Raw genomic sequence first — 15,175 nt, 5'->3', positions numbered from 1 at the left:
CGGTCCAGCATCTCTTTCTTCTCTTCCCAGGCAAGACCGGGGTCTTTTGTATCGAGCAGGAGTATCGGCTTGAGCACATCCATCAAATCATCGATGGTAGCCTGCGGCCCAAGCACCTGCTTGGCCCACAGGGGGCCGGGGGCGCAGCAAACACACCAAGCAAGCTGGCTGCGCATAAGTTTCTTGCTTCGCGCTTCATGAAACCTTCGCTTCGCCTTGCCAAGAATCTGATTCTTTGTCTGGTCGAGCTCGGCGTGGTCGAGCCGTTCTTCGGTGGCATCGATGCGGATGTAGGACCAGCCTTCGGTGCACATCTCATAGTCGAGCGCCTTCATGTAGGCCGGGTTGAACGTCAGCTGGTCCTCCTCCTGGGCTGCCAGGCGGGATGCAAGTACGTCCAGGTCGTCAAGAAGCACCTGGACGAAGGTCGCTCCCTTCCTGTATGCCGATTTGCTGAGCTCGCGGGCGAAGTAGTACGTCCCCGGCCCGGTCAGGATGAGGACATTCTTTCCTTTCTGAAGATTGATGCCTTTCTCAATGATGAGGTCTGCATATGCAGCAATGAGTTTTGGGTCCATATGTATACTCCTATAAGGTGTGTACCCCTTCAAACATGACGTCATGGGTTTGGCCGTCATCGGCTTGGAGGGTTACACTTAGATGACTGTCTCCCACGGGAATTTCCAATCGTACCAAGGATTCACACAATTTGCTTGTGAGGATATCCTCGTCGTTGGCCTGGGTGGTAAGCGTGTCCAAGGAGAATCCCCCGAACGTAATCGTCGTGGTGATTTCCTTGGCAAAATGCGGGTGAATCGATTTCTCGATGTATCGGCTCTCAATGGTGTCGTTGTCAGCAAGGGAGATCTCGCCGACATGTCTCGCTCCTTCATCAATGTTGAAGAAGGCAGACAGTGCCTCTTTTCCGGTTTCCGCCTGCCAATCGGTGACTCTTCCGTCCTTCACGGTAAACCACGCTCCTGTCACTTCGCTGCCCAGTACATAGAAAGGTCGAGAGGCCGAAAAGGTCCCTTGGGCCGAAAAGCTGTCCAACGGGGCATGGAGGCCTTGGACGGGCAGCATAGGGGAGAAGTAGCGCCTGCTCGCCAAAGTGGTCCTGCCGCCGGCCCAGCGCGTGTTTTGTGCAAGCGCGACTTCAAGCTGCCAACCATCGGATACACAGGTGACACGGCTATGGCCGATTTTGTTCAAAGCGTTCTTGCGATATTCCAACAAATTTCCCTGCTCTTCCCAGTATGAGACGTTCCACCCATCGTCCAGGCGATAGAGCATGCTGAACAGATGCCACATCCGATCTTCATTCACAGCCTTTCCCAGCAGTTCCGACGCCCATCGTATGCCGGGGTAGGGAACATTTGCCCATGGCACGGCAATACGGCGGTCGAGGATCACCGGGTCGCTGAGATGGCCGAATTTTGCAATGGCTGTTACTTCACCGACAACCAGGGACAAGTCGCCCGCATTTCGATACGGATTTGTATCAAGATCGAAGATATGGCACATGACCGTCGTGTGCACTGGCGGACGGAAAATCTCCTTCTCCTCAGGTTCAATCGGGTAGGCTTGGACAACCTTCCCATGATTGGTTTCCACAATGGTCACGCTCTGGCGGGTTGTCAAACATGCTTGTCTGGCCAACAGGCGTGCAAATTGCATGGTTGTTGCTTCGGTGTTGATTGAAAGGCTGTCGCCTTCGGTCAGCTTGAGCTGCACATCGATGATAAGCTGTGCATACCGTTTGAGTATGAGTTCCATGAATCCTCCAGTACGATTCAATACTATAGCAAAATTATGAGGTGCGATATACCGGTGAATTGCATAAGACAACAAAAAACCCACACGCACTGGTGTAGGTTTCTCTAGAGCGCCCAACGGGAGTCGAACCCGCTTCTTCAGCTTGGAAGGCTGAGGTAATACCATTATACGATAGGCGCAAATGCTTGGTACGGTGTTTTTATAAAGTATTCTGAATTCTTCGTCAAGTACCTGCAGTTGACAGAGGAGCATAAAGCCTGTTACAAGTACTCTATAGCGATACAAGCGAGGTTATGAGCGTGGGACAGCGTGGAGAAGTGTATTCAACGAGACTTGTCAAGAATGACAGGACCTATTTCTTTAATGTGAAAGAGAACATTTATGGGGACATGTTCCTCAATTTGGTTGAGAGCAAGGGTACTCCTGACAGTGACAAGTTCATCAGGCAGTCATTGATAGTCTATCAGGAAGATTTGGGAGAATTCTTGAAGGAACTGCAGAAATCCCTGGATTTCATCAAGCAGAACTCCAAGCAGAAATAAACCAAGTGGGCAGCCGAGAGGCTGCCTTTCTTGTATTAGGAGTAGCATCGATGGAAATCAAACAGATGCAGACACAGGATATTCCCGCAGTCTGCGCCCTGGCAAGAGAAGTCTTCGACCAGGTTCTTGCCTCGACGTATACAGAAGAGGGAAGGCAGACCTTCTACGCATTCATCGAAGAAAGCGCGATGCAGGCCCGCCTTTCGGACGGAGGATTCGGATTGGTTGCCTTCTTGGATGGAACGCTTGTCTCCCTGATTGAAATTGGCAGAAACTCCCATATCTGCCTGCTGTTCACCAAATGTGAGCACCAAGGAAAAGGCTTTGCGAAGGCACTGGTCGAACAGGCTGTATCGCTGTGCAAGAAGCGGGACAGCAGTGTGGCGGCAATCAGCGTCAACGCTGCACTCTCGGCAGTAGAGGCCTACCAACACTTTGGGTTCAAGCAGTGTGCTCCTGAACAAGAGAGAGACGGCATACGATTTGTGCCGATGATGCGGCTGCTCTAAAAGAGCGTTGCCTGACAGCTGTTGTTCTGCGGTTTGCCTTTGATGTGGAATGTACGCCGATGAATGGGGCACAAGCCATAGAGCAGACATGCATCTCGGTGCTCGGCGGTTGGATAGCCCTTGTGTTTCTCAAAATTGTAGAGAGGCCATTTTTGGTGGCAGAGCACCATGTATCTGTCCCGTTGATTCTTGGCAAGGATGCTGGCCGCCATGATTTGGGGAACGAGGGCATCCCCACCGACAATCGTCTGGGTGATGCAATCCAGGTTCGGGCGTTGGTTGCCGTCAACCAGGGCCAAATCCACCCGTACTTTGCTGCTGATTTTCTCATAGGCGCGCTGCATGGCCAAAAGCGAAGCCTGCAGGATGTTGATCCTGTCGATTTCCTGGGCGGTTGCCAGAGCGATAGCCCAAAAAAGGGCCTTATTTTTAATCACCATTTCTGCTTCAAGGCGTTGCTTTTCACTCAGCTTCTTTGAATCGTTGAGCAGGTGGGTGGGAAAGTCGGGGCCCAGGATGACTGCTCCAGCCACCACAGGACCTGCCAGCGGCCCCCTGCCGGCTTCATCCAAGCCGCATACTACGCGGTAATCGTGCTCCATCGGGAACAACAAGGCCTCCTGCATGCTTTTTCCTCCTACTTTTACCGACGACCAACCTATGCTATAATCCTCCCATTACTGCGTCAAGCACAAAGAGGGTGTATTTTGTTTCTAAAAAGCCTGGAGATATATGGTTTCAAATCCTTTGCAGATAAAGTGAATTTGGAATTTTCAGATGGAATTACCAGCCTGCTTGGCCCCAACGGATGTGGAAAGAGCAACATAGTCGATGCCATCAAGTGGGTGCTTGGCGAACAATCGACGAAAACACTACGGGCCGGCCGCATGGAAGACATCATTTTCAACGGCACCGATACGAGAAAACCTCTTCAGGTAGCAGAGGTATCGTTGGTCATCTCCAATGAGGAACGCCATCTTTCCATTGAAGAAGCTGAGGTTGAGATCAAGCGACGCATATTCCGAAGCGGCGAGAGTGAATACTATTTGAACCGCAACAGGGTCCTGCTCAAGAACATCCGTGAGCTCTTCTATGACACTGGAGTAGGAAAGAGTGCCTACTCCATTCTCGAGCAAGGAAAGATCGACCAAATTCTCTCTTCAAAGCCGGAAGACCGACGCTATATATTCGAGGAAGCTGCAGGAATATCACGATTCAAGGTCCAAAGCATAGAAGCCGAACGCAAGCTGGCAAAGACTGATGAGAACATCCTGCAGGTGGAAACCATTCTCAAGGAAGTGAAGCGCAACTACGAAACCAAGAAGAATCAGGCAGCCAAGGCGGCCTCCTACCGCACGCTCAAGCAAGAACAATTCTCCCTCGAAGTAGATGTCCAACTCTCAACACTCAAATCATACATCATGCTGCGTGAGAGCAAGATCGAGTTGAAGGAGCGGTACGAGCGTGAGTTTGAGTCGCAGAAGGGCTCCTTGACTAGTTGCGACCAGGAAATTGAACAGATGCAGGACCAGCTTCGAGCCTTGGGAACCGAGCGGATAACCATGCAGACGGAACTGCAGCGACTTGATGAGTCCATCAAGGGCAAGGCGGATAAACTCGACTTGTTGACCCAGCGCTTCCGGGATTTTTTGCAGCAAAAGGACCAAGCCGCAGCCCGCAGCCAGGTCATTTTGGAACATATTGAACGCGATACCGCTGAAATCGACCAAAAACTCGATGAGATGGCGGATATCGACGCCTCGGTCATCCAGCTTGAAGAGGAGATGACCCGCAACCAGAAAGCGTTGGACGCCACGCGTTCCCTGCTGTATGGGCATAACCAAGAGATTACCGATCTTGAAGGCCAAAACATGGGCCTTGATGACAGCCTTGAAGAGCTTTCGTTGAAGATCAAGGAGCTGACCGATATCATCGTCATCCAGCTCGAGGAGAAGCTGAAGCAGAGCGGGTACAACCAGAACAGCAAGGAAGCTGCCAGGGCGGACTTGGTCAAAGCCATCGAGTATATGCGCAAAAGCCTTGAGGAGCAGACGCAGTTCCTCAAGCAACTGTCCCATACCACCCTCTCTTCCCAGGACCTGGTTGAGAGGCAGCTTCAGTTCCATCAGAACATGTCCATTGCCGTTGAGCGCATCCAAGCCTTGTTTCAAAAGTATGAGGCCATGCAGCCGACCTTCCTCGACGAGCTCATTTCACCCCAGGGCACCATTTCCGAGAAGCACCGCCTCGACGACCAGATGGCTGCAATACGCAAGCAAGTGCAGTCGAATCGTGAACGGATTGCCTACCTGCGGGAGGAAAATGTCCGCCTGGGCCTCGAACTTGAACGATACCAAGGCACCATCAGCGACCAGAAGGTAGCTATGAATCAACTGCTTTCGCAAAAGAGCGCCGCCAAGGAGTGGGTGTCCAAGCTTCAGCGTTCGGTCACCGAGCAGGAGTATCAATACAAGGATGCGGTCAAGCTCTCTGAGACGGCACAGGAGCGGATCTATGAGACGCAGGAGGACATCCGCAGCGTCGAGGGCGAGGTGAAGGAGAATAAGAACCGCATCGCTATGCTGAATGCAGACTTGAAAGATTTGATCGTGGTCATTGAGCAGCAGAGCAATCAGATCAGGAGCAAGCAGGACCAGAAGAACGAGCGGTATGAAGAGCTGCAGAAAATGCGGTCGGAGAAGGAGAAGCTGGAGCTGCAGATTGAACAGCTTGCAAGCAATATAGCTGTGCTGTACACCAACTTCTTCGACAACTACGGCAAGAGCCTGAAAGAGTTTGAAGGTAGATTGAGCGAAGAGACCCTCGACATTCCCGTTCTCAAGTCCCGGTTGGAGGAGGTGAGAAAAAATATCGAGGGAATGGGGTACATCAATCAGATGGCTGAGGAAGAGTTCGGCGAGGTCAAGGAGCAGTACGACTTTCTGACCAAGCAGCTGGATGACCTGAACAGGGCGAAAGCGGATCTCGATGCAGTGGTGCTCCAGATCAAGAGCCGCAGCGAGGAGCTTTTTCTTGCCTCCTACAAGCAGATCAGCCAGAATTTTCAGGAGATGTTCCGCCGCCTGTTCGGGGGAGGGCGGGCGGAGTTGACTTTGGTCGATCCAGAAAACGTCCTGGAGAGCGGGATTGACATCCTGGCCCAGCCGCCAGGAAAGAAGTTGACGCATCTGGCCTTGCTCAGTGGGGGTGAGAGGTCGATGACCGCTGTCGCCCTGCTGTTTGCCACGTATCTGGTAAAACCCTCTCCCTTCTGCATCCTCGATGAGATCGATGCCGCCCTCGATGACCGAAATATCGGATATTTTCTCTCCGTGCTGGAAGAGTTCGCCCGCAAGAGCCAATTCATCATCATCACTCACAACAAGCATACAGTCATGGGAAGCCAGACCCTCTTGGGGGTGACCCAGATGGAGCCCGGGGTTTCGACCATGGTCAGCTATCGTATCGGGAACTTTGCAGGGGAACAGGTCATTCTCAATGACCAGCAACAGGCCGTTTCCTTCGATGAGGAAGGGCAGTCTCTCGGCACTTCTTGACAGAAAAGACTGGTGTACGGTATAAGATGTAACTTGAGTGAAATTCATAATAGAGTAAGGTAATGTTTGATTCAATAAGCGATAAGTTCTCCGGCATCATGCGAACGTTTGCCGGCAAGTCCAAAATAACCGAGAAGAACATCCAGGATGCCGTCGAAGAGATCAAGGTGGCGCTCCTGGATGCTGACGTAAACCTGCGCGTTGTCAGACGCTTCATCAATGGGACCATGGAAGAAGCTCTTGGGGAGAAAGTCCTCAAGGCCGTCGATCCGGGTCAACAGTTCGTGAAGATCGTCTACGATCACATGGTCGCCCTGCTCGGGGATGAGGAGAATCAAAAACTCCTGCTCAAGGGTCCCGACACCACCACCGTCATCCTGATGATGGGGTTGCAGGGATCCGGCAAGACCACCACCAGCGCCAAGCTGGCTTCCCGCCTCAAGCGGGAGGGCAGGCGTCCCATGTTGGTTGCCGCCGACTTGGTCAGGCCGGCGGCCATTCTGCAGCTGCAAGTCCTCGGTGAGTCGGTTGGTGTGCCGGTGTTCACCCTTGCCGGGGAGAAAGACCCTTCCAAGGTTGCAAAGGCAGCCCTTGCCCAGGCAAAGAAGGAGCAGCGCGACATTCTGATCGTCGATACAAGCGGGCGCATGCACCTCGACCAGGCCCTCATGGATGAGATCCAGCGGGTTCGTGATGCCATCAAGCCGGATGAAACGCTCTTTGTTGCAGACTCGATGACCGGTCAGAACGCTGTTGCCATCGCCCAGGAATTTGAGCAGAAAGTCGGAATTACCGGGGTAATTCTCTCCAAGTTCGATAGTGACACCCGCGGCGGTGCCGCACTTTCGCTGCGTTCGGTTGTTGGAAAACCCATCAAGTACATCGGTGTCGGCGAGAAGATGGACGACATCGAGCCGTTCTATCCCGACCGCATCGCCGGCCGAATCCTTGGCATGGGTGATATCGTAAGCTTGGTTGAAAAGGCCCAGAGCGCAATCGATGAGAAAGAAGCTCTCAGAATGCAGGAAAAGATGGCAAAGAACACCTTTGACCTGCAGGATTACCTCGACCAACTGAACAATATGGACAAGATGGGGTCGATGGAACAGCTGTTGGAGATGATTCCCGGGGCCAAGGGCCAGATCAGTGAAGATGACATCGACAAGGCGGAAATTCGCAAGGAGAAAGCAATTATCCTATCCATGACCTATGCGGAACGTGCGAATTACCATATAATGGGGCCGACCAGACGCAAACGGGTGGCAAACGGCAGCGGGACTACTGTGTCCGATGTCAACCGATTGCTCAAGAAGTTTGAGAAAATGCGACTTACGATGAAGAAGTTGGCAAAAAATAAAAAATACCAGGCTGCAATGCTGAAACAGATGGGTATGTAGAGTTGAATTCGTAGGAGGAATTGACGTGAGCACAAGCATGAGACTGAAGAGATTTGGCAGCAAGAAGAGACCTGACTACCGTATCGTGGTGATGGACTCAAGGGCTAACACCCAGAGCAAGACCCTCGATGAGGTTGGTCAGTACCACCCCTTGGCCGAGAAGGACAAGCAGGTAGTACTGAAGGTCGAGAAAATCAAGGAATGGCTTGCCAAGGGGGCACAGCCCAGCGATACCGTAAAAAGCCTGCTCAACAGAAATGGTGTAACTATAACCAGAACTGTCCAGGAATAATTCCAGGAGATGGTTGTGGAAAAAGATCTTGTTGAATACATTGTGAAATCACTGGTTGATGTCCCTGACGAAGTCAGCATCAATGTGGTCGAGGGCGAAAAGTCCACGATCCTTGAACTGAAGGTCGCCAGTGAGGATGTCGGCAAGGTGATCGGCAAGCAAGGCCGCATTGCAAAGGCTATCAGGACAATCCTGAGTGCCTCAGCCACCAAGAGCGGCAAGCGTGCCGTGCTCGAAATACTGGACTGACGTATGGAAGAGTTGCTCTGGACTGCTACCGTAAAAAGCCCGTTTGGGATTACCGGTGAGGTGAAGATTCATGCGCACAACGACGATTGTTCCTACCTTGGAAAACTCAAGGAGGTGGTTCTTCGTGCAAAAGATGGTACAGAGCAGCGCCTTACGATACAAAGTTTCAGGATGCAGGGTTCTCAGGCCCTTATGAAGTTTGCAGGATTCGACGATCCTGAAACTGCGAGGGCCTTGAACGGTCAGCACCTGTTGGTGGAACGCAGCAAGGCGGCCCCTTTGAAAAAGGGTCAGTACTATGTTGCCGACCTCATCGGTTGCACGTTGGAGCACGAAGGCGAAACGCTGGCCGAGGTGGTCAGCAGTATCGACGGTGCGCAGGCTGTATTGCTGGAAGTGCGGACGGCGGACGAACAACTCTATATGGTACCTTATCTGAAAGAGTATATTGGAGAGGTTGATTTGAAGAACCGAACGATTGAGTTGAAGACTCCCTGGATTCTCGCGTGAAAATCCAGATTGTCACCCTTTTCCCGGAGATGGTAGAGGGATTCTTTAAAAATTCAATCATGAGGCGGGCTGTGCAAAGCGGCTTGGTGGAGTATGAAATCATTGACTTCCGCAGTTTTGCCACCGACAAGCATCAGAGTTGTGACGATGTTCCTTACGGTGGGGGAGCCGGCATGGTGATCAAGACCGATCCGCTGTGCAAGGCGCTGGCCTCCATCAAGGCAGAGTCCAAGCGGGTCGTGTACGCTTCCCCCTCCGGTAAACGCTTCACCCAGCACTATGCCGAGAACTTGAGCAAGGAAGATGAATTGGTCTTCATCTGCGGTCATTATGAAGGTATTGACCAACGGGTGATAGACCTATATGTTGATGACGAGATTTGTATCGGGGATTATGTTATCAGCAGCGGTGAGGTTTCCACCTTGGTGATTGTCGATGCCGTCTACCGTCTCTTGGACGGTGTGATATCCAACGACTCACTTTCAGAGGAGAGTTTTCACAACAATCTGCTGGAATATCCTCACTATACAAGGCCTGAGACCTATTGCTCAAAAGGTGTCCCTGATGTATTATTGAGCGGACATCATGCCAAAATTGGACAATGGCGACTGCAGAAACGGTTGGAGAAGACTTTGTCACATCGGCCGGATTTGTTGGAGACGGCATCCTTGGATGCGAACTCCAGAAAGATTTTAAACGTATTGAAAGAACATAGTGCGAAGGGGACCGTAGACGATGGATGTTATTAAGGCTATTGAGTCAGAACAGATGAAGGAAAATGCAGAGAATTTTTGCGTTGGCGATACCGTAAAAGTGTTCTTCAAGATTATTGAAGGTACCAATGAGCGTGTCCAGGTTTTCGAAGGCCTGGTGATTGCCAAGAACAATGGTGGGATTCGGAGAACGTTCGTTGTCCGCAAGATTTCCTACGGTGTGGGCGTTGAAAGGATTTTCCCCTTGCACTCTCCCCGTATCGAGAAGATTGAAGTCATTCGCAAGGGCCGTGTCAGAAGGGCAAAGCTCTACTATATCCGTGGCAAGGTCGGCAAGAAGGCCAAGGTCAAGGAACTCATCCGCAAGAAGAACGCCTAACGGTGGTTTGTCAAGCGTAAACAGGGGACGGCAGCTTGCCGTCCTTTTCTGTTCTCTTGCCCTCCTTGCTAAAACAAGGTAGGCTAGGGTATGCGAGGTAGAGATGGAAGCAGAAAGACCAGTCAATGAGCAGGCGCAGTTGAAACAGGAACGAAACCGGAAAGAAAAGCGCAATCGATCAAAAAAGCAGTCCAAGGCGAAACAAGCACAGAAAGAGAGCGTCGCTAAACCCAAAAACACCTTGCTGCCTGAAACAGCCAAGAAACCATATCACAGCACCATTGCCCAGCTCCCGGTCAAGCGAGTGTCGGAACCGCTTGAAACCTGCAAAATCTGCGGACAGGTCATTGATGTCATAGCCAGTGCATTGACCCACCCGGAGGGCGGGTTCTGTCATTTCGACTGTGTCCTGGAACAGATATCCGCCCAGCAGCCGCTTGCAGCCAATCAGAAGGTCAGCTATATCGGCAGAGGCACGTTTGCAGTAGTGGAAACCAAAGAGGATGGGACTTTCACCTTCATCAGACGTGTTGTTTGGGAGAATTCCGAAGCCTTTGAGCAGATGAAGAAATTCGTGGAGGCGACCAAGCAATGAGTATACCAAGCAGAACCGCCATGCTCCCCGGCTCGTTCGATCCACCGACAAACGGGCATATCGACATTATTGAACGCAGTGCACTCTTATATGAGAAACTGTATGTCGTAGTAGCGGACAATGTCCAAAAACAGTGTCTGTTTACTCCTGATGAGCGCATGGACATGCTGCGCCGGATTCTCTGCGACCACAAGAACATCGAAGTGGTAAGCTATCGAGGTCTGGTCGTTGACTTTGCCCGGGCCCATCAGATAGGGGTGATGATCAGGGGTGTCAGGGCCTTGGTCGACTTCGGATATGAGTTCGAGTTGGCGATGACCAACAAGCAACTCAATCCCGCCCTGGAAGTCTTGTTTATGCCTACCAGCCCCAAATATTTCCAACTTAGGTCCAGTGCCATCAAGGAAATGGCAGCATATGGGGCCGATATTTCCCCGATGGTTCCCCCGCTTGTCGTACAATTGATGAGAAAACGAATCAAGTTGTTGACGCTTTAGGGCTTTTCCGTTATTCTTCTAAACGTGTCAAAATTTTGCATAGTGTAAGAGGATATCAACATGGCAACACCCAAATATAAGACTTCGAAGGCTAGTGCCGCTTCCAGAAAGGCTGCCAACATGCGTCTTGCTGCCCCCACGCTCTCCCAGTGTGGTACCTGTGGAAATATGGTTCTGCCTCACCGCGTGTGCCCCAAGTGCGGATTCTATCGTGGCGTGCAGGTCATCGAGCTGCAGGACAAATAAGTAATACTCAGGAGAAGCGAGATGGATAGCAAAGAAGTTTTTGAAAAAGTAAAGTCTTTGATTGCAGAGAAGTTGGAGATCGACGAGAGCAAGATCACCATGGATGCCTCCTTCCGCAAGGATCTTGGAGCAGATAGTCTTGATACCTACGAATTGGTGTATGCCATTGAAGAGGAACTTGGAATTTCCATCCCTGATGAGAAGGCGAATGAGTTTGAAACGGTTAAGGATGCAGTAGACTTCCTTGCAACAAAACTCTAAGGCACATTAGCCCAATGGAGAGCAAACTCTTCATGAGAGCTCCCGCCATCTCATCAGAAAGAGAGCGGGAGCTTCTTGTATTTATCAGAGAAAGCAACATCATCATCTCAAATCTTTCGTTGTTGAATCTTGCCTTTACCCATCGATCATATGCCAACGAGACCAGTGAGCTGGTTGATAACAATGAGAGACTTGAATTTTTAGGTGACAGTGTCCTGGGGATGTGCGTCGCTGATTGGCTTTTCAACAATCTTCCTGCCAAGGCGGAGGGGGATTTTTCAAAAATCAAGAGCGTTGTCGTCAGTGAAGACAGTCTTGCCATGATTGCAAGACAACTTCATGTCGATCGGTATCTGCTTATCGGAAAAGGTGAGGAGAATACCGGAGGCAGGGAGAAAAAGGCCCTGCTTGCCGACTGCATGGAGGCCCTCTTTGCCGCTTGCTATCTGGACAGCGGATTCGAAGCGGCCAAATCCTTCATCATGCGATACCTCGAACAGCAGATCAGGGCGGTGCTCGATGATGATTATCATCGTGATTACAAGACAAGTCTGCAGGAATATATGCAAAAACGTTGGCGCAAGGTTCCTACATATACACTGGTCAAGAAAACAGGGCCGGAGCATGACTTCACGTTCTTTGTTGAAGTCGATGTGAACGGCAGGGTGTTCGGACCGGCCAGCGGGGCGAACAAGAAACAAGCTGAGCAGATGGCGGCGAAACTGGCCTATGATCAGTTGGTGAAGACTGCCAGTGATTGATACTTTTCAGCCAGATCGAGCAGTTGCTCACGGTTGTTTTGTCCGGGGTCATCGAGCACCGTCTCCAAGAGATAGGAGAGGGTGGCCCCGATTTTTTCTCCCTTGGGTATTCCCAAGTCCAACAAGTCGTTGCCATTCACTGCCAAGTCCTTGATTGAAAGGGCGTCGTGCTCTTCGATGATCGCCTTGATGCGATGGTGCAGTTCATCGAGCAACACGGTATTGGCCTTGCCGTGAATGGCAACCTGATCGGCGATTCTGAGCTGCAAAAGCCGGGGGATGTACTGTAGGCCTACACGGGCGATGAAGCGTCGCACCGCGCTGTCGCTCCAATTGCTCTGATAATCGAACATATGATGGCGTACAAGGTGGGAGACATCCTTGATCAGATTGTTGCTTGCTTTGAGGCGCTTGAGCAACGACTGGGTGATCATCTCTCCGACCAGCTCGTGGCTTTTGAAGGTGTTGCGGTCTTCTGTCGGGACCACTACCTCGCACTTGCCGATATCGTGCAACAATGCCGCCAGCCTAACCTCCAACGTGGATGCAAATGCTGCAGAGGCCTGGCAGGCTGAGATGGAGTGGGAGAGAACATCCTCGTGGTGCATGCCCCCTTGGAACAATCCATCACAGGCCTTGAACTCCGGAAGAATGACGGTGAGAATCCCCTGTTCTTTGAGGTAGGAAAGTCCTGTGGCGGGATGGTCGGAGAGTACAAGCTTGAACAGCTCATCGCGGATGCGCTCCGCACTTACCTTGGAAAGGTTCTCCTTCAGCATTCCCATGGCCGACAAGGTTTGCATTTCAATGGAAAAATTGAGTTTTGCTGCAATCCTGGCGGCCCTGAGTATTCTCAGTGCATCCTCAGCGAAACGCTGCCGGGGATCGCCGATTGCCCTGATGATCTTGTTTTTCAAATCCTTTTTCCCGTCATGCAAATCGATGATGCGTCCATCTCTGCAATCGGCTGCGAATGCATTGATGGTGAAGTCCCGTCGCTTGAGATCTTCTTCGAGACTGGGAATGAACGTAACAGAGCTTGGGTGCCTGCCGTCGATATAGTCGGCTTCACTGCGGAACGTCGTCACCTCGAAGCTCTGCTTTTCAAAATGCACGGTAACCGTGCCATGCTCGATGCCGGTCGGTATCACGTGCTTGAAGAGTTGCATCACTTGGTCGGGGAGAGCGTCGGTGGTGAAATCATAGTCTTCGCTTTTCAAGCCCAAAAGATGGTCGCGCACAGCCCCTCCCACGATATAGAGGGAGAATCCTGCATCGGTGAAGTACCGGGCAAACCTGCGGATGACAGGCGGAATCGACAAGACATTCATATGCGAACAGTAGCGCGCATGCCGAAGAACGTCAACGGGAAAAACAACTCACAAAGGTTGTCATTTCCTGCAGATATGAATAGAATGGCGTCATGCGATTGCATAGACGCGAGGAGTAAGTATGTTTCGTCCAGTAAACACCAAAGTGGATTTTCCCCAGATGGAAGAGAATGTTTTGTCGTTTTGGCAGGCAGAGGATATTTTCAAGAAATCGATTGAATCAAGGTCACAGGAGAACGAATACGTGTTCTACGATGGACCTCCGTTTGCCACGGGCCTTCCCCATTTCGGCCACTTGGTTCCTGGAACCATCAAGGATGCCATTCCCCGATACCACACCATGAAAGGCAAGCGCGTCAGACGCGGTTTCGGGTGGGACTGCCACGGTCTTCCTGTTGAGTATGAGATGGAAAAGACGCTGGGCATCAGTGGTCATTCTGCCATTGTCAAGTACGGCGTAGCCAAGTTCAACGAGCAGTGCCGCTCGATTGTCCTGCGCTATACCAAGGAGTGGCAGAGTACCATCAACCGCATGGGACGCTGGGTGGATTGGGAGAACGGATACCGCACAATGGATACCGACTACATGGAAACCATCTGGTGGGTGTTCAAGACCCTGTATGAGAAAGGCTACATCTATGAAGGGTACAATATCCTTCCCTATAGCCCCGCCCTTGCAAGCCCGCTTTCCAACTTTGAAGTCAACCTCGGCGGGTACCAGGATGTGGTCGACCAGGCTGTGACCGTTCGTTTTGCCGTCGACGGAGAGAAAGATACCTACTTTCTGGCATGGACGACCACGCCCTGGACGCTTCCATCCAACCTGGCCCTGGCCTTTGGGCCAGAAATCGACTATCTGAAGGTCCATGACAAGAGTGACGGGAATTACTATATATTGGGCAAGGCCCGTCTTGGCCATTACTACAAGGACCCGGCCTCCTACGAGATTGTGGATGAGCGGAAGGGAACCTTCTACAAGGGGATGCGGTACCAGCCGTTGTTCCCGTATTTTGCTGATTTGAAGGAAAAAGGTGCCTTTGTCTGTGTAAATGGTGATTACGTAACCACCGAAGACGGCTGCGGCATTGTTCATACAGCCCCCGGATTCGGAGAGGATGACTATCAGGTGCTCAAGGGAAGCGGGATTCCCGTTGTCTGTCCGATAGACCTGGAGTGCCGCTTCACCAATGAGGTGCCCGATTTTGAAGGACGTTTTGTCAAGGATACCGACAAGGATATCATTGCCTACCTCAAAGAGCACAATCTTTTGGTCAAGCGCGAGAACTATCTCCACTCGTATCCGTTCTGCTACCGAACCAAGAAACCTCTGATCTATAGGGCCATGAGCTGTTGGTTCGTCGACATCAACAAGATCAAACAGTACATGCTCAGTTCCAACGAACAGATTTCCTGGATGCCCGACCACCTCAAGTACGGCCGTTTCGGCAAGTGGCTCGAGGGGGCACGTGATTGGGCCATCAGCCGCAACCGGTTCTGGGGAAATCCCATTCCCGTGTGGAAGTGCGACGGCAGCGACCATATCGAGGTGATCGGCAGTGT

Annotated in this window: 19 protein-coding genes and 1 tRNA gene; 15 read left to right on the top strand and 5 right to left on the bottom strand. The window is 51.5% G+C overall.

The window, feature by feature from the left end; genetic code table 11:
- From B3F49_RS09600 to B3F49_RS09590, 3 genes are all read right to left on the bottom strand, one after another.
- Positions 1-578, bottom strand: a 578-nt coding sequence (locus B3F49_RS09600) for an aminopeptidase (protein ID WP_293910731.1), incomplete at its 3' end; no start/stop codon positions are given.
- Between the two features lie 10 nt (positions 579-588).
- Positions 589-1,776 carry an aminopeptidase gene (locus B3F49_RS09595; RefSeq protein ID WP_293910668.1) on the bottom strand — a complete coding sequence of 396 codons (1,188 nt, stop codon included), beginning with the start codon at positions 1,774-1,776 and terminating at the stop codon, positions 589-591.
- A 108-nt stretch (positions 1,777-1,884) separates the two neighbouring features.
- A tRNA-Gly gene (locus tag B3F49_RS09590) sits at positions 1,885-1,955 on the bottom strand.
- 114 nt (positions 1,956-2,069) lie between these two features.
- On the opposite strand from B3F49_RS09590, the gene B3F49_RS09585 reads away from it, so the two are divergent.
- Positions 2,070-2,318 carry a DUF3276 family protein gene (locus B3F49_RS09585; RefSeq protein ID WP_293893542.1) on the top strand — a complete coding sequence of 83 codons (249 nt, stop codon included), beginning with the start codon at positions 2,070-2,072 and terminating at the stop codon, positions 2,316-2,318.
- Between the two features lie 50 nt (positions 2,319-2,368).
- The gene (locus tag B3F49_RS09580) at positions 2,369-2,827 is read left to right on the top strand and encodes a GNAT family N-acetyltransferase (RefSeq protein ID WP_293893545.1); all 459 of its coding nucleotides are present in this window, start codon (positions 2,369-2,371) and stop codon (positions 2,825-2,827) included.
- Here the strand turns inward: B3F49_RS09580 and B3F49_RS09575 are convergent.
- Positions 2,824-3,453 carry a ribonuclease HII gene (locus B3F49_RS09575; RefSeq protein ID WP_293893547.1) on the bottom strand — a complete coding sequence of 210 codons (630 nt, stop codon included), beginning with the start codon at positions 3,451-3,453 and terminating at the stop codon, positions 2,824-2,826. The two genes, B3F49_RS09580 and B3F49_RS09575, sit on opposite strands and share 4 nt — an antisense overlap.
- Before the next feature lie 81 nt (positions 3,454-3,534).
- Between B3F49_RS09575 and B3F49_RS09570 the strand changes: the two genes are divergently transcribed.
- From B3F49_RS09570 to rnc, 12 genes are all read left to right on the top strand, one after another.
- Positions 3,535-6,384: a chromosome segregation SMC family protein gene (locus B3F49_RS09570; protein ID WP_293910666.1), complete on the top strand. Its 2,850-nt coding sequence runs from the start codon at positions 3,535-3,537 to the stop codon at positions 6,382-6,384.
- Positions 6,385-6,446: 62 nt separating this feature from the next.
- Positions 6,447-7,781: a signal recognition particle protein gene (ffh, locus tag B3F49_RS09565; RefSeq protein WP_293893551.1), complete on the top strand. Its 1,335-nt coding sequence runs from the start codon at positions 6,447-6,449 to the stop codon at positions 7,779-7,781.
- Between the two features lie 25 nt (positions 7,782-7,806).
- On the top strand, positions 7,807-8,073 hold the full coding sequence (gene rpsP, locus B3F49_RS09560; RefSeq protein ID WP_293893553.1) for a 30S ribosomal protein S16: 267 nt from the start codon (positions 7,807-7,809) through the stop codon (positions 8,071-8,073).
- 15 nt (positions 8,074-8,088) lie between these two features.
- The gene (locus B3F49_RS09555; protein WP_293893556.1) at positions 8,089-8,322 is read left to right on the top strand and encodes a KH domain-containing protein; all 234 of its coding nucleotides are present in this window, start codon (positions 8,089-8,091) and stop codon (positions 8,320-8,322) included.
- 3 nt (positions 8,323-8,325) lie between these two features.
- On the top strand, positions 8,326-8,832 hold the full coding sequence (gene rimM / locus B3F49_RS09550) for a ribosome maturation factor RimM (protein WP_293893559.1): 507 nt from the start codon (positions 8,326-8,328) through the stop codon (positions 8,830-8,832).
- Positions 8,829-9,581, top strand: a complete 753-nt coding sequence (trmD, locus tag B3F49_RS09545) for a tRNA (guanosine(37)-N1)-methyltransferase TrmD (RefSeq protein WP_293910664.1) — start codon at positions 8,829-8,831, stop codon at positions 9,579-9,581. Before rimM ends, trmD begins: the two co-directional genes overlap by 4 nt.
- On the top strand, positions 9,568-9,924 hold the full coding sequence (gene rplS, locus B3F49_RS09540) for a 50S ribosomal protein L19 (protein WP_244774983.1): 357 nt from the start codon (positions 9,568-9,570) through the stop codon (positions 9,922-9,924). Before trmD ends, rplS begins: the two co-directional genes overlap by 14 nt.
- A gap of 103 nt (positions 9,925-10,027) precedes the next feature.
- Positions 10,028-10,519 (top strand): hypothetical protein, encoded by a 492-nt coding sequence (locus tag B3F49_RS09535; RefSeq protein WP_293893573.1) that lies wholly within the window; start codon positions 10,028-10,030, stop codon positions 10,517-10,519.
- Positions 10,516-11,016, top strand: coding sequence for a pantetheine-phosphate adenylyltransferase (coaD, locus tag B3F49_RS09530; RefSeq protein ID WP_293910662.1), 501 nt, complete (start codon positions 10,516-10,518; stop codon positions 11,014-11,016). Before B3F49_RS09535 ends, coaD begins: the two co-directional genes overlap by 4 nt.
- A 60-nt stretch (positions 11,017-11,076) precedes the next feature.
- The gene (rpmF, locus tag B3F49_RS09525) at positions 11,077-11,262 is read left to right on the top strand and encodes a 50S ribosomal protein L32 (RefSeq protein WP_013606986.1); all 186 of its coding nucleotides are present in this window, start codon (positions 11,077-11,079) and stop codon (positions 11,260-11,262) included.
- A gap of 21 nt (positions 11,263-11,283) precedes the next feature.
- Positions 11,284-11,523, top strand: a complete 240-nt coding sequence (gene acpP / locus B3F49_RS09520) for an acyl carrier protein (RefSeq protein WP_293893585.1) — start codon at positions 11,284-11,286, stop codon at positions 11,521-11,523.
- A gap of 14 nt (positions 11,524-11,537) precedes the next feature.
- Entirely contained in the window at positions 11,538-12,284 is a 747-nt protein-coding gene (gene rnc, locus B3F49_RS09515; protein ID WP_293893588.1) for a ribonuclease III, read from the top strand.
- Here rnc and B3F49_RS09510 read toward each other — a convergent pair.
- Positions 12,257-13,615, bottom strand: coding sequence for a CCA tRNA nucleotidyltransferase (locus B3F49_RS09510; protein ID WP_293910660.1), 1,359 nt, complete (start codon positions 13,613-13,615; stop codon positions 12,257-12,259). The genes rnc and B3F49_RS09510 overlap by 28 nt on opposite strands.
- Before the next feature lie 121 nt (positions 13,616-13,736).
- Here B3F49_RS09510 and B3F49_RS09505 point away from each other — a divergent pair.
- Positions 13,737-15,175, top strand: a 1,439-nt coding sequence (locus B3F49_RS09505) for a class I tRNA ligase family protein (protein WP_414712526.1), incomplete at its 3' end; no start/stop codon positions are given.

The sequence above is a fragment of the Sphaerochaeta sp. UBA5836 genome, assembly GCF_002432845.1.
Classification (GTDB): Bacteria; Spirochaetota; Spirochaetia; order Sphaerochaetales; family Sphaerochaetaceae; genus Sphaerochaeta.
The sequence above is the reverse complement of the archived record's forward strand: the minus strand, read 5'-3'. Positions and strand labels throughout refer to the sequence as shown.

Bases quoted from the DNA above. Each gene is read 5' to 3' on its own strand.
- B3F49_RS09595 (WP_293910668.1), bottom strand. From the start codon at position 1,776: ATGGAACTCATACTCAAACGGTATGCACAGCTTATCATCGATGTGCAG.
- B3F49_RS09585 (WP_293893542.1), top strand. From the start codon at position 2,070: ATGAGCGTGGGACAGCGTGGAGAAGTGTATTCAACGAGACTTGTCAAG.
- B3F49_RS09580 (WP_293893545.1), top strand. From the start codon at position 2,369: ATGGAAATCAAACAGATGCAGACACAGGATATTCCCGCAGTCTGCGCC.
- B3F49_RS09575 (WP_293893547.1), bottom strand. From the start codon at position 3,453: ATGCAGGAGGCCTTGTTGTTCCCGATGGAGCACGATTACCGCGTAGTA.
- ffh (WP_293893551.1), top strand. From the start codon at position 6,447: ATGTTTGATTCAATAAGCGATAAGTTCTCCGGCATCATGCGAACGTTT.
- rimM (WP_293893559.1), top strand. From the start codon at position 8,326: ATGGAAGAGTTGCTCTGGACTGCTACCGTAAAAAGCCCGTTTGGGATT.
- rplS (WP_244774983.1), top strand. From the start codon at position 9,568: ATGGATGTTATTAAGGCTATTGAGTCAGAACAGATGAAGGAAAATGCA.
- B3F49_RS09535 (WP_293893573.1), top strand. From the start codon at position 10,028: ATGGAAGCAGAAAGACCAGTCAATGAGCAGGCGCAGTTGAAACAGGAA.
- coaD (WP_293910662.1), top strand. From the start codon at position 10,516: ATGAGTATACCAAGCAGAACCGCCATGCTCCCCGGCTCGTTCGATCCA.
- rpmF (WP_013606986.1), top strand. From the start codon at position 11,077: ATGGCAACACCCAAATATAAGACTTCGAAGGCTAGTGCCGCTTCCAGA.
- acpP (WP_293893585.1), top strand. From the start codon at position 11,284: ATGGATAGCAAAGAAGTTTTTGAAAAAGTAAAGTCTTTGATTGCAGAG.
- rnc (WP_293893588.1), top strand. From the start codon at position 11,538: ATGGAGAGCAAACTCTTCATGAGAGCTCCCGCCATCTCATCAGAAAGA.
- B3F49_RS09510 (WP_293910660.1), bottom strand. From the start codon at position 13,615: ATGAATGTCTTGTCGATTCCGCCTGTCATCCGCAGGTTTGCCCGGTAC.